8 protein-coding genes are annotated in these 15,093 nt (G+C 46.7%); 5 read left to right on the top strand and 3 right to left on the bottom strand.

Going from position 1 to position 15,093, the window contains the following annotated elements; all coding sequences use genetic code 11:
• Positions 1–3: 3 nt before the first annotated feature.
• Positions 4–4,350: a gliding motility-associated C-terminal domain-containing protein gene (locus KD145_RS03290; RefSeq protein WP_212004483.1), complete on the bottom strand. Its 4,347-nt coding sequence runs from the start codon at positions 4,348–4,350 to the stop codon at positions 4–6.
• Between the two features lie 94 nt (positions 4,351–4,444).
• On the opposite strand from KD145_RS03290, the gene KD145_RS03285 reads away from it, so the two are divergent.
• The gene (locus tag KD145_RS03285) at positions 4,445–4,807 is read left to right on the top strand and encodes a DUF4180 domain-containing protein (protein ID WP_212004482.1); all 363 of its coding nucleotides are present in this window, start codon (positions 4,445–4,447) and stop codon (positions 4,805–4,807) included.
• Here the strand turns inward: KD145_RS03285 and KD145_RS03280 are convergent.
• Positions 4,796–6,526: a peptide MFS transporter gene (locus KD145_RS03280; RefSeq protein ID WP_212004481.1), complete on the bottom strand. Its 1,731-nt coding sequence runs from the start codon at positions 6,524–6,526 to the stop codon at positions 4,796–4,798. The two genes, KD145_RS03285 and KD145_RS03280, sit on opposite strands and share 12 nt — an antisense overlap.
• A gap of 277 nt (positions 6,527–6,803) precedes the next feature.
• Here KD145_RS03280 and KD145_RS03275 point away from each other — a divergent pair, with 277 nt between their 5' ends.
• The 4 genes from KD145_RS03275 (at position 6,804) to KD145_RS03260 (ending at position 13,941) form a co-directional block, all read left to right on the top strand.
• Positions 6,804–8,612, top strand: coding sequence for a glycoside hydrolase family 97 protein (locus tag KD145_RS03275; RefSeq protein ID WP_249219726.1), 1,809 nt, complete (start codon positions 6,804–6,806; stop codon positions 8,610–8,612).
• Positions 8,613–8,744: 132 nt separating this feature from the next.
• Complete coding sequence (locus KD145_RS03270) at positions 8,745–9,743, top strand: tartrate-resistant acid phosphatase type 5 family protein (protein WP_212004479.1); 999 nt, start codon at positions 8,745–8,747, stop codon at positions 9,741–9,743.
• Between the two features lie 52 nt (positions 9,744–9,795).
• On the top strand, positions 9,796–10,284 hold the full coding sequence (locus KD145_RS03265; protein WP_212004478.1) for a hypothetical protein: 489 nt from the start codon (positions 9,796–9,798) through the stop codon (positions 10,282–10,284).
• A 204-nt stretch (positions 10,285–10,488) separates the two neighbouring features.
• On the top strand, positions 10,489–13,941 hold the full coding sequence (locus KD145_RS03260; protein WP_212004477.1) for a hypothetical protein: 3,453 nt from the start codon (positions 10,489–10,491) through the stop codon (positions 13,939–13,941).
• Positions 13,942–13,996: 55 nt separating this feature from the next.
• Here the strand turns inward: KD145_RS03260 and KD145_RS03255 are convergent, their stop codons facing one another.
• Entirely contained in the window at positions 13,997–15,034 is a 1,038-nt protein-coding gene (locus tag KD145_RS03255; RefSeq protein ID WP_212004476.1) for an LLM class flavin-dependent oxidoreductase, read from the bottom strand.
• Between the last annotated feature and the right edge of the window lie 59 nt (positions 15,035–15,093).

Raw genomic sequence — 15,093 nt, 5'->3', positions numbered from 1 at the left:
ATTTTATCTCACCAATGTAGCTGCTCCTTTCATTATTTTCTCCGGATCTCCTTCCAGCTGATAGATACAAACCCATACGTATGCCCCGATATCGGCATTTACATTTTTGACTTTTCCATCCCAACCTTTATTGACCTCATTGGACTGAAATACGATCCGGCCCCATCTGTCATATACTGTAAACAGATATTTGCTGACACGGCCCAGGATTACCGGCCGCAGATAGTCATTCATACCATCATTGTTGGGAGAGAAGGCTGTAGGCATATACACACCCCATCCGCAGTCCCTGGTATTGATACGGACGGATGCTTTTCCGGAACAACCGGAAAGGTCTGTTACTTCCAGCCAGTACGTGCCGGGTATTCTGGTGATGAGTTGCGGGGAAGTACTGCCATTGCTCCATCGGTAAGTGCTGAATTGACCCTTTACCGATATGGTGATTTCTCCCCGGAGGCACATCGTAGTATCCTGTGCCAGGAAGCCTTTGGGACCGTCGTATATTTCCCTGTACCATGCAGTGTCTGTTGTGCTGCAGCCGTTGCTGCCGGTAACCTGCACCCACCATTTACCGGCGCTGCTGACAGCTATTTTGCGGGAACGGTCTCCTGTGCTCCACAAGTAACTGGTTCCTTCATTGCCGGCATCCAGCATCTTCGTGACACCTTTACAGATGAATGGCTCTTTGGGCAATGTCACACGAGGCGCGGGGTTGAGCCGGAGGTCAAAAGTGTCGGCGGTATTACAGCCATTAAGATCTGTACATTGTACAATATATCTGCCGGCTGTTTTGGCCATTAGTATATTACCGGTATATCCGCCATTCCATTGGATGTTGCTGAAGTTGTTGTCTATACTGAGTTTTACAGAATCTCCCTCACATACTGTTTGATTAGCTGGTAAGCCCACGGCAAGTGGCTGCTGAATCCTGAAATACAGGGTGTCTTTAAAAATACAGCCATTGGCCCGGTCGGCTTGCAGCATATAGGCAGTGTCTTTTTCCGGAAAAAAGATTACTTCATTGGGTTGGTCTCTTCGGTTGTAATCGATGTTCCATTTAAAATTCTGAAACCCCGCCGGAAGTGTTCTGGTGACAATGGTTTCAGCACATTTCAGTACATCAGGCCCCATACTGAAGGGATAGTTATTACCATCGCCAATCGTTATCTGATCGTTTGCCTGGTTATTACATTTATCCGTTACCGTTATAGCATAGGTACCAGGTTTGTTGATTTCCAGGGTTTGGCTGGTGCTGCCATCATTCCATTTATAGGAGGCAAATCCGGTTCCGGCATCCAGCTTCAGCATGGCGTCTTTGCATATTTCGGTATCGGGGCCGAGGTCCAGTGCGGTAGCGGGTTTGGGGATTTCTACATCCACGGTTGTGGGCAGTAGCCCACAACCAGCATCCACCACCGCTTTGATGGCGGTCGTGCCACCCATTTTAAATTTCACTGTCAGTTGATTTTCTGTTTGTGACAGGATATCGGTGTAAGCGGGATCTGTTTGCCATAGCAGGGGCGTGTTACAACCACCCGGCCGTGAAGCGTCGTATGTCCATGTACGTGAGAGGTCGCAGATGGTGGCTGGTCCCTGTAAGGTAGCTGGCTGACAGGCGGAGAAACTGGCACAGGAAGGATAAGACATGGTCGGGTTGTCCAGTGGCAACGGCCGGAAATCTTTGGCCACTACATTGGAAGGCCCGGTGCCGAACACTTCACCTGTTTCTTCTGTCAGTAATACAGGGGTGGTATAGGCGCCACCCGGACCTGTACTTTGTAACTGGCTCACACAACTGCCGGTACTGTTCTCGATTTCTCCATTGCTGTTCAGGCGCATAAGAAATCCTTCATTGGCCGGATCATAAAGCACAGGGGTGCCGTATTTGAATCCGGTGACCAGAAAACCGCTGCCGTCAGGCCGTATGGTACTCACCACCTGTTTTTTCAGCTGCGTGAAATTCCTGGACCAGGTTATGCTGCCATCAAGGGCCAGTTTGTGAATACGGATGGTGGTGTCTTTATTGACTGCACTCTCGCGGGCGACGACCAGCTGATCATCGATACTTTTAGTAAACGTCATATTGGTCCTTTCAGACATCCATACATAATCCTTATGTTTGATGATCCAGGGCTGATTCAGGCGGAAGCCCTGCATTTGTTCACCGGTAGCATCTTTTAGCTTGATAACAGCAGCTGTGAGCTCGTTGTTGCCAAAGGAGATGTATTTATCTAAGCCTATTCCCACATATACAGTATCTTTTATTTTGGTGATGCCTGTTATACTGATCTCTTCGGCGCCTCCTTTAAAATGTTTGCCCCACAGATAATCACCATTATTGGCATCTAGTTTAAAAACAAGCATGTCATTGGGCCTTGAATAACTGATGTAATAATCGAAGGCCAGATAGATGCTGCCCTTGTCATAGTACATGGCCCGTAAGGTCCGGTTGTCCATGAAGTAGCCTGTGACAGACTTCTGCCATAGGATATTCCCGTTTTTATCAAGCCGCATGATGGCATTACCCAGTGGAGGAAAACCGTAGTTTTGGGTGGAAGTGATGATGAAGGAGCCATCTTCCGTTTCCTGTACATTGGAAAAGTATTCACCGTAGGTTTTGGCCATCCGCTTCGACCAGAGGATATTTCCGTTATAGTCGAGTTTCATGACTACGCCTGAATCGTGTACATAGTTGCCATAAGTGATAGCATCTGAGCCCAGAACGAGGATGTTGTTGTCTTTAGTGTTGATCACTCTCCGGTAGTCAGGAAAAACAGACTCATCTTTGCGATTCACAAGGAATTGTTTGCTCCATCGGATATTGCCGCCTGGCTTGAGTTTGATGATCTGAGGCCTGATGGACCAGTAATAACTTCTGGTGCCGATGGTCACAATATCACCATCACTGGTGCGGGCGGCATCCATCAGTTGGGTGGAATATTGTTCCCTGATTTCGGTCATGAAGGAGGTGGCACAGCTGTTGCCATTGTCGGTAGGGGGAAGTGGCGGACAGACCTGGGCCTTGCAGGGTGTTTTAACAGTGACTACCTCATCTGTTATCACATGAGAGGGTAGGTGTTCGGTGGCAGCCGGTTGCCGGTTGGAAGCCCATGTGAACGGTGTGCCTGTGATTTCGTCATAATCGCCCTGGGCGCCACCAGTGGCGTTAAACCCACAGCCACCGCCAATGCCCGCAAGATCTGTTTTGATCAGACAGATGGCCTGACCGGCATCATTGGCATTACCGGTAATAATGTACCCGACGTTTCCGGTAAAGTCAAGTCCGCAGAAATTACCCGCGAGATAGTTGTAACTCCTGTTCCATTCCTGGGGACCTGCCGATTCTGTTTTACCAAACTGGGGCCAGCCGTTTCTGGGTGGGCCATCCATAATATATACGAAACCGTTATTGTCCTTACAGGGCAACACCTGCAGATTTACCACGCCATTGCCTCCGCTGGGATATAGTTTATGGTTTTGTACCAGATAATTATTGCCGTTGGCAGACGCTTTTATTTTCACCACGTATACATCCGGATAGCTGGTAGCTTGGGAAATTTTGATACTCCAGCTATAACCACCAGGAATAGCCGTAAGAGAGAGTCCTTGTTCTTCGCAGCCCTGATAACGGCTGTATTTAAGGGTTGACAACGGATGGCCATCGCTCATGTCAGCTCTCAACAGAAAAGCATCTTTCAGATCGCTGGTTATATACCCTGCCACCAGTAATTCCCCGTTTACTTCAAGCAGACTGTTAAAACCATCTGCACCGCCACCATCATAAAGTTGCGTCCATAAAAGATTGCCTGAAGCATCCAGCCTGGCCAGTACACCATCGGATTGTGCGGTGCTGTCATAGGCGTTGCCAATCAGGGCAAAGCCTCCGGTAGAAAGTTCAATGATATCTTTCCCCGCCAGTGGTTTGTTTTCTATGTCAATTACTTTACTCCAGGATAATTGTCCGGCTGCATCGGTTTTGATTACCCACAACCGGGGTATCCCGGCTTCTTCACTATTGCCCACTGCTACAAAACCTTTGTCAGCTGTTTCCTTTACCTTTACCAGCACATCATTCTCCGGACCACCTGCAGACCGCGCCCAGAGCACATTGCCGAGATCGTCCGTTTTCAGCAACAACCCATCCCACTTACTGTTCCTGTTCAGATTGGCCTTGCCGGCAACAACAATGGCTCCCGTTGACGTATACACGACGGAATTGCCTGCTGCATCGCCATTCACAGACAATAAACTGTAAAAGGTAGGATAACACTGTTGGGAATGGACAGATCGTTGATAAACAAATAGTAAAAAAAACAGTACGACAGCAATACGGGACAACGGTATAGACATATAGGGACAAATTGCGGCAAATGTAATTATTCAACAACACAGCGGCAAACCGGCAATCCGATTTACTCTATATTTGCGGATATTAACTATTAATATGATGGATATTACAATACATAAGACAGGAGATATCAGCATTGCGGAAATAACAGCAACGGAAGTAGTGATCAATAATACAGAAGATGCCCTGCAAATAATGGGCGATCTTTATTATCAAGATGTAGAGCGGATCATCCTTCATGAAAAGAATATAACACCGGCTTTCTTCGACCTGAAAAATGGTATAGCAGGAGAAATATTGCAGAAATTCACCAACTACCGGATAAGACTGGCCATTGTTGGCGAGTTCACAAAATATCCGGGCAAGAGCATCAAGGATTTTATTTATGAAAGCAATAAAGGCCGCCAGGTTAATTTCCTGGATTCTACTGAGCTGGCGCTTGAAAAGTTATCTGGATAAGTTTTTAGGGGTGACCATCATGGCTGATAGCCGTTTTGAAACCATTAACAACACCATCGCCGCTACTCCTACCATGATGACAAAAAGCAGAAAGAAGTCGTAAGCACTGTGGATAGCGTACCCTCCAAAAATAATCGTCTTGCCCTTATCCGGATATAAAGTACTTAATACTCCAGCCAGTTTGTTGGCAGCGGCTGTTGCCAGGAACCAAACGGCCATCAGTAAAGAAGAGAATTTAAGAGGCGATAATTTATTGACAAGAGAAAGCCCTATCGGTGACAGACAAAGCTCTCCAAACGAATGCAAAGCATACATCCCGGTAATCCAGATAATGCTTACTTTGGTACCGGGAGATATCTCCTTTACTCCAAATACAATCCACAAATAGCCCAATGACAGCAAAAGCAGCCCGATAGCCATCTTAACAGGGGCTGAAGGTTCATGTTTTCCCAGCCTGGGCCACAGCCAGGCAAAGAAAGGCGCGAAAATAACGATGTAGATAGAACCCAGAGAAAGAAACAGACTGGGAGGTATTTCATCCAGCAACAGCACATTTTCCCGGCGCATTAGTAAATATACATCCACTCCCACAATACCCAGGAGAAAAAGAAATAATAATCCGTATATGGTACGACGTAATAAATGATCTGCGGCGGATGATAGCTGTTTTTGCGTCTTTCTGAACAAGTTGTATAACCCATACATTAAAAAAACGGATAGCAGCAGAATGCTCCATACGGGTATTTTCCAGTTCAACTTTCTGTTGGTTTGTTCGTCTGCAAAAAAAGTCAGCGAAGCACCCGCCTGCTCGAAGGCAGCCCAGAAGAATATCACAAAAAAGGAGATAATGAAAATTACTTTAATCCGTTGTTTTTCCGTTCGGGTGAGCGATTTGTCCCGAAGGATGATTATTGCAATTAATCCTACTGCCGCCAGCAACAGATATGAAAGGTAATTAACTACTGTGGTGTCCAGGTATAATAAACCGATCATTAGAAAAGTGGTGAGTACCAATCCGGGGATAATAACGAATGGCTGCAATAGCTTTGCCGGCGCTTGCTCCGGTGTCAGTCCCAGCACATGACCACCGGGATCGGTCACATACCGGTGATGAAATGCCAGCTGTACAATCACGCTGATGATCATGCTGATACCACCTGCTAAAAATGCCCATTTAAAATCGGCGGGGTTACCGGTATCACCCATAAGTCCGCAGATGATGGGACCTAACGCCCCACCGGTATTAATCCCCATGTAAAAAATGGTATAGGCAGTGTCCTTTCTTTTATCTCCTTCAACATATAATTGCCCTACCAGAGACGATATATTCGGTTTAAAGAAACCGTTACCGGCAATCATGCAGCCGAGGCCGCAAAAAAACAACAGTAACGAGGCGGAAGGATAACTATGAAATAAAGAGGCGCTTATAAAGAGGATCATCTCTCCGATAGCCATCACGATGCCACCAATAATGATAGAGCGCCTGTTACCCCAGTAGCGGTCTGCGATGTAGCCTCCTAACAGAGGAGTAAGGTAAATAAGACCAGTATAACTCCCATACAGGTTGGCTGCAAATACTTTGCTAAACAACAACGCCTTGGTCATAAAAAGAATCAGTACTGCCCGCATTCCATAGTAGTTGAACCGCTCCCACATTTCAGTGACAAACAGGATATAAAGACCTTTGGGGTGAGATAGCGGTTGAGACGTTTCAGGCATAGCAATATTATTTTCAATACGTGGTGATGTATTAAATATGACCTTCTTTGACAGATATGTGTTTGCAATAATTAACAGAATATGCCTTCATTTTAACCAGGTTTACTTACATCGGTCAAAAAAGCGGTGGTAATGGTCAATCTGCTGGAGGAATTTCTAAAAGCAGTCGTATAGCTTTACTGTGTAATAGACAGTTTTATTCCAGATGTATAGACTTTTTTTTCTTCTAATCTCATTATTAGTAACAATTGAAACGGTTGGACAAGCGCCTCTCTCATTGAAATCACCGGATGGTAATATTGAATTTCGTTTAACCGTTACAGATGGTATTATTCATTATGAGGTATCTTATCAGCAAAAGGAAATTATTAAAGCATCCGTTCTGGGAGTTGATGGCTGGCAGGATGGTTTAAGCCTGCAATCGGTACGTGCTGCGGCTAAGGATGACTTTTGGAAACCTGTTTACGGAGAACGAAATCGTATACGGGACCAGTATCATACGACATTTTTCACCTTCGTTAAAGGTGCCGGCGCACCTGAATCCATGCAGATTGAAGTCCGGGCCTACAATGAAGGAATTGCTTTCCGTTATGCATTTCCCAAAACCTCACCCGGTTCAAAGGATATTGCTATCAGTAAAGACCTGACTGAGTTTTCTTTTCCGGCCGGTACAAAGGCATGGTTCACGGGTCAGGCGCAGGGAAGTTATCAGTTATTGTCTTTGGATAAATGGCCCGGAGAAGCTGAACGCCCGTTGACCCTGCAATTACAGAACGGTATTTATGTGGCGCTTGCGGAAGCAGCGGTGGTAGATTATTGCAGAACAAAATTTATTTTGCATCCCGCTAAACCCAATACCGTTGCCTGTGCTATGTTTGACAAGGTGCTTCAGGCAGTACCATTTGCGACGCCATGGAGAGTGATGATGCTCGCAACAAAACCCACACAACTTTTGCAGCATAGTGATCTGTTGCTGAACCTCAATCCACCCTGTGCTATTAAGCATACGGAATGGATTAAACCAGGTAAGGTGATGCGGGAAATTTCATTGTCAACAAGCGGAGCAAAAAAACTGGTGGACTTTGCTGAAAAGCGCCATCTGCAATACATTCATTTTGATGCAGGCTGGTATGGGGCTGAAGAAGATACGGCTGCAGATGCCACACATGTCAGTGTAGATCCCCTTCGCAATCCGGTAAATGATCTGAATCTGCAGGAAGTAATCCGTTATGCCAGAAAGAAAAATATCGGCGTGTTTTTGTATGTAAACAAAAAAGCGCTGGAAAGACAACTGGATGTAATACTGCCATTGTATGAAAAATGGGGCGTAGCAGGTATCAAGTTTGGTTTTGTTAATGTTGGTTCCTACCGCTGGACCAAATGGTTACATGATGCAGTGAAAAAATGCGCGCAACATCATTTAATGGTGGATATTCATGATGAATACCGGCCAACCGGTTTCAGCAGAACATTTCCCAATCTCCTTACCCAGGAAGGCATCAGAGGTAATGAGGAGATGCCGGATGCTACCCATAATACGGTGCTTCCCTTTACCCGTTTCCTGTGTGGAGCGGCAGACTACACCATCTGTTATTATCACCGGCCGGAACTGAAGAAACGCCTGGTAGAAACGCAGAATAAAAATATACTCAAAACAACTTCGGTGCACCAGATGGCTTTATCTGTTGTGTATTATAGCCCGTTACAGTTTATGTACTGGTACGATAAGCCGGAAGACTCGCAGGATGAACCGGAACTGGTGTTTTTTGATCATGTACCAACAGTCTGGGATGATACAAAGGTGCTGGATGGAGAAATCGGACAATACATTACGGTGGCCCGCAAAAGCAATAATGAATGGCTTGTGGGAAGCATTACGAATAATGATGCCAGGGATCTTCGCATTGATTGTTCTTTCCTTGCTCCTGGTAAGAAATATGAAGCCACCATTTATTATGACGACCCGGCGTCTCCTGTACGTACAAGGGTGTCCATAAGAAAAGTTACGGTTGATGCATCCACTGTTTTAGACAGTCACCTGCTGCCGTCTGGGGGACAGGCCATCTGGTTGAAACCTGTTAATTAAAATCTGATTTTATCAGGTTGAGAAAAATTGTTTCCCGTTCATGAAATGATGGCTAAATATTTAACACAGCTGTTTGATAGCGCCGGTGTACCTTTAATGATAGAGCTGTACACCGCACTTTAAACTTTTTTCATGAAAAGGATTTTGTTAATCGCATGCTGTATTTATTTTGCAGCAACAGGTCTGAAAGCACAGACCCTGAAGTATCTGGCAGAATACGATAAGGGATACCGGGGAGGATTTATCACCGGGCAACTGAGTAGGGAAGATGCACTGGAATTTGCTGTGCTGGGAGATTTTGGCAGAGGTGGAGAATACTTCCAGAAAGATGTGGCCAACACCTTATCGGAAGCAGTAACCGGTATCAATGCTGCTTTTATTATTGCTACCGGGGATAATATTTATCCTGATGGAGTGGCCAGTGTACACGATCCATTATGGAACCTTTCATTCGAAAATGTATTTTATCAATATCCGCTGCACCGTGCCTGGTATGCCGTACTGGGCAATCATGATTATCACGGGAACGCACAGGCACAGATAGACTACTCCAAAGTGAGCCAGCGCTGGCATATGCCGTCACGTTACTATGCTTTTAAAAGAAAGATATCCGGCAATGCTGAAGCGCTGTTTGTATTTCTGGACACCAATCCACTGGACCCCGAAGCCTACCGCTCTGCATATGGCAATGAGCTGCTGGCCCAGGATTCTGCCGCGCAAAAACGTTGGCTGGAACAAACCTTGTCAGATACCAGCAGCAGTATCCGCTGGAAAATCGTTATCGCGCACCATCCCTGTTATACCGCTGGTAACAGGGCTTTGAATACACCTTATATCCGTTATTCCCTGGAGCCGGTTCTGGAAAAATATAAGGTTGACCTGTATATCAGTGGTCATGAACATCATCTGCAATATTATCATCCCGCTGGTAAACATACACACCATTTCATTTCCGGTGCCGGTTCTGAAGCCAATGAAAATCTGAAACCGAGAGGCAACTACGACTTTTTCGAGCCCATACAGGGATTGATGACTTTTTCTATACTGCCGGAAAATGTGCAGGTACAGGCCATCGACCGGAGAGGAGTAGTATTGAAAACAATACTCGTAAATAAGCAACTAACTAAATAGTTAAATAACTAAATAAGTAAATAAGGTTTACCTTGGCCGGCTGCAAAAGCGTATGATGAACGAACTAAAAGCGATCATAGATAAAATGAAAATGAACTGGTCTGTTGCAGCGGGGGCCATTCATTTTGGAAAAGTGTGTCCCTTCCTGTTAAAGTGTACTTTTGCTGCCCCTGCTGAAGAGTATATCAATAGTTTTCCTGCATCGGCAGGTGAATTGATTCGTTGCTGGGAAATAGCTGAACGGGCAGATCTATTCATGGATGAAGCATATGGACAATGGGGAATGACGATACTTTCGCCGGAAGATACCCGGGACTTAACAAGGGAGCAACAACAGGTAGGGGATGAGATTTCAGTGAATGATACTGTATTTGGTCACTTTTATGGAGATGCTGATCTATTGCTGATGGATGCCAGTGGCGCTGTATATATATGTTTGCCTTTGGATGCCCGATGTGATTGGCCTAAGGCTGCGGAATCGTTATGTGAATTTTTGATAAAGCTGGATCATGCGCAGGGAGCAAAGTATTGGGAGATGTGAAAATCTTCGGAGAAGCCTATATGTTAATTTTTTTGCGGGCTAAATAAAGAGTGCTATTTTTATCAAGGTTGTACCCCAATAACCACTACAAGTTCAGAAACAGACCATCGTCACACATAATAGCATCATTTTTTAAAACTCCAAAATAACGAAAGGGACCTGCCCTAATGGCAGCGCTATTTCTTTACCCCAAAACTCAACATTATGGCAACGTTAAAACAGACGTTCACAGACCATCCGCATGGAGGTGTAGTAATACACAGCGGCAGCCCTGCCACTCCGTTTTTACTGTTTACAGAGGGTTCCGAGGTACGCACGCAGGACCTGCATACCGGTGCTGTTAAAACCATCGGTAAAGGCTATCATGAACCCGGTGGGATCACTGCATCCCCCGACGGTGCACGTATTTTTTTAGTGGACATGGATACCGTGCATAAGAAGTTTACCATCTATGAGTGTACCCTCACTGCTGCCGATCAAACGCAAGCCCATCCTGTTATTAAAGGGAACGGGCATCCTATGCAGCTGGCCCTTCAGGGTCATTCATTGTATTATGCAGACCGGCTTGCCAGGGATCTGGTGGTAATAGACCTGGTTACCAAGGCCCCCACAGTATTGCTTTCCGGTCTGATGGCTCCCGTAGGCTTATTGGTAGATGCTGCCGGTAAAAATGCCTGGATATCCGATAGTAAAGCGGGTAGTATCCTTGAGTATAATTTTGCCAGTAAAAAGAAAAAAGTACTGGTAGCAGGGCTCAAACTCCCGCTATACCTTTCCTGGGAAGATAAAACAGAAACGAATATCCTGTTTACGGAGCGTACCACTATCGGATACGTAAGTTCCGTCAGGACTGCTACCGGCGCCAAACAGGTAGTGCTTTCCCATACAGCGGGCGGGCATCCTATCGCTGCGTGGAGGGAAAATAACCTGCTGGTGGTAGCCGATTTTAAAAGGCTGCTCTGGTACGATCTGTTGAATAATGCTCCTATGTTGCCGGTAACCCTGAACATGAGCAACCCAAAACCATTTATCGGTACATTTGAACGTATCCAGGTGGATTTTGGTGTTTCCGGTCTGACCTTCGATACAGTGGATATCAAAGTGTCGGATGAAATTGCCGGCGGCACTATTTCCTATTCCAGGGATGATCTCTCAGCTCCCAACGAAATCATGCTGCTGGTAGGATTCAAGCCTGGACTGTATAAGCTGCAGGTAACTGATAAGGTGAGTCATAGTCTGGTAGGGGAGATGGAGTATGAAATCGTCAATGTATGGACAGATAAGGATAAAAGTCCCGGACATTGGATGGTGGGTGAGCTCACTGATTTTATAACCGGCTATACCTGGGGTGGTGGTCCGACTACGCCTCAGAATGTGGATGTGATCCCGCAATCAGGCACCAGGAATATCTGCATCCTCACGGTAGACACTACTACTTCCTTATATCCTACAGGGGCGGCATTTAACAGCATTACCAGCAGCTGGCGCAACGGAGCCGTAGGCACCACGCCTGATCCCGATGGAAAAGTACGCAGTGCCAAAGCCTATTATGAAGAAGTTTCTCATAATGCTTTTACACTGAACCTCGCAGGCGGACAGGTGCTCAGTATTCATCTTAACAGCAGCTGGACAGATAATTTCAGTATGATGCCTGCGCCCTGGCCCGGCAATTCATTTGCGCCCATCAACAATACTGCCTTTGCACAAACCTGTATATCTGCCGCAGCTGCATTGGTAGATGGTGGCGGTAATCCACTGGTCAACTTCCAGCAGGTGCAAACACTTATTATGGTCATCCGTTCACAGGGATCTGCATCCAGTGATAATTTCTTCTGGCCGCAGGCATGGGGAGGCTCGTTTACCGTTCCCGGTGGCAGTGCCAATATACGCGTGCTGGGCATGCCGGATGATTGGAACCCTACCCGCGACAGCCGTACCATCTACGAAACACTGTCACACGAACTCGGACATAACCTGGGTTATCCCGATCTGTATACCAATGCTAACCCATTTTACACACCGGCTATTCAGGCAAGAGACATTACCAATTTTGACCTGATGAGCAGTGAAGGGGAACTGCCGCATATGTCGGTAGGACAAAAGATGGAAACAGGCTGGGTTCGCCCGGAATGGGTACGGTCATTTGATTTTTCGCGGTCCACTATCCCATTGGATACCATCGTAACACTGCAGGCCAGCGAGCTGGGAGCGCCACCCGCGGGGCAGTTCACCGCTATAGAGATCCGGATTGCAGATGGATGGAATTATTATTTTGAATTCCGCAAAGGACAGCTTACACAGATAGGCGATCAGGAACTGGCGCTCACTGCACCGAATGACGCCGATAATGCAGTCGTATTGGGCACTGACATGATTTCACAATCCTTTAATTTCCCGATTGCACGGCCACAGATCATGCGCCTGGCAAGGGATGCGGAAGGAGAAAACTCTTTCTTTGCCGCAGGCCAGGACTATAAGGAAACAGATACTTCCAGTATGGCCATTTCAGATTTTAAAATGACTGTCGTATCTATCACCGGTAACACGGCAAAAGTGCGGATACAGTATGGTACCAATGGCCGGCCTGATCTGTATATCCGCCCATGGCCCGGTGGAGATAACTGGCAAAGTCCGGATATAGAAGTGCGAAACGCACGCTCCATGGCCGATCCTGCACATTGGACCAATGTACCATGGGTAGGACATTCCAATACCGTGATTGCACGCTACCGCAACCGTGGCCCTGTTACCGCTACCAATGTAAAGGTTGATTTCTATATAAAAGACTTTACCGTAGGCGGCGCCCCGGAAGTATACGTAGGCAGCGATACCCACGATGTGCCCCCGGAATCAATGGTGCCTTTTGTGGAATTTTCCTTTAACTGGATTCCGCCCAACGACGGCCACAAATGTATCATCGCCAGAACACCCTTGTATATTGATGCTTCCGTAAATCCCAACATCGTGGAAATTACCGACAGCAACAATATGGCGCAGTCTAACTACACCCGGTACATTGCGGCAGCATCTTCCCCTGCAAAAAGAGAAATCACACAGATCTCCCTGCATAATCCGTTTTCTGAAAGAGCTGATATCTACGTAGTACCACAGATACGGGGATACTTCGCTAAATTTTACCGGTTGTATATGGAACACGCCGCACTGCGCCTGGACCCCGGTGAAACCAGGAAGGTGCAGGTCATGGTGGAATCCCAGTACGGTGACCCCAGACTGGCAGACTTCTTCAAACAATACGGTGAGCGGTTTTTCTCCACTGATACCCGTATCAACCTGATTGGTTACGGTATTCCGCCGGAAGCTGTTTCACACCCGGTATTGCTGGGTGGCGCACAAATCAATGTCGCCTCCGGTCATGCTACCAGATTTGATCAGTTTGAGTATCTGAAACAAGAGGATATGGTACGCGGACATATTGTTACCGTAGATGGAAGTCGTGTGGTTGCGGGAAAAGTCCTGCTTACCTTTTATGCGGGTGATAAAGAGATAGAAACCATCAACCTGTTGTTGGACAACGGCGGTTTTGTTCTACCTCGTGTTAGTCTCCTGCTGAAACGGTATAAAGCACAACGTATATCTGCACATTATCCTGGCGGTATCGGATTGGGCAGCTGCGATGCTAAGAATATCATCTTCTAGAGAGCAATTAAAAGCGGGGCCGTAAGGCCTCGCTTTGTTTAAAGCAGTATGTGCCTTATCGGCCTGTCGATCCGTTTACCAGGGGGATTACTTTTGTACCAATCAGCTCTATCGATTTATAAACCTGTGTCTTGCTAAGCCCTGGATTATCCATCTGGAAAGTGAGCCTGGAGATGCCACCCAGCGCTTCACTGTGACGCAGAATCTTTTCGGCTACCTCTTCAGGATTACCCACCAGATAAGCGCCGGTAGGCCCGGCTTGCGCGTCGAAACTGGCGCGTGTAGGTGCTGACCAACCCCGCTCTTTGCCAATTTTGCCAAACATTTCCTGATATCCCGGAAAATATTCGTCTCTTGCCTGTTGTGTGGTATCGGCTACATAACCCAGGGAATGTAATCCTACTTTAAGTTTTTCAGGAGCATGACCCGCTTTTTTCCCGGCTTCGTAATACCAATCGATCAATGGCCGGAAATGATGTGTTTCCCCGCCGATGACAGCCACCATCAGTGGCAGGCCAAGCATACCTGCACGTACAAACGATTGGGGGGTGCCACCTACTCCTATCCATATCGGGAGCGGGTCCTGTAACGGACGCGGATACACGGATTGTTCCTGTAATGCCGGCCTGAACCGGCCTTTCCAGGACAAGGTTTCATGGTCACGGATAGCAAGCAGTAGTTCTATTTTTTCTGCAAACAGATCGTCATAGTCATTAAGATTATATCCGAACAAAGGGAATGCATCAATAAATGAACCTCTGCCGGCCACAATTTCCGCACGACCTTTGGAAATAATATCAAGTGTGGCATATTCCTGGAATACCCTCACCGGATCAGCGGCGCTTAATACCGTAACGGCGCTAGTCAGGCGTATTTGTCGGGTGCGTGCAGCGGCTGCGGCTAATATCACTGCTGGTGCCGCATCCAGAAACTCTTTCCGGTGATGCTCTCCCAGACCAAACACATGCAGCCCGGCCTGCTCGGCAAATTCGATTTTTGCCAATAAGGTTTCCATCGCTAATAGGTTTTCCTGTGGGTTTAACGGCCCCCCATATGCGCCGGTAGCTATAAAGCTGTCAATGCCTATTTCCATAGCTGTTGTTTTACGCATGTTCTTTCTGACTGAAAGAGACACATACTGAATGTGAACAA

This window comes from Chitinophaga sp. HK235, from assembly GCF_018255755.1.
Taxonomy (GTDB): domain Bacteria; phylum Bacteroidota; class Bacteroidia; order Chitinophagales; family Chitinophagaceae; genus Chitinophaga.
The sequence above is the reverse complement of the archived record's forward strand: the minus strand, read 5'-3'. Positions and strand labels throughout refer to the sequence as shown.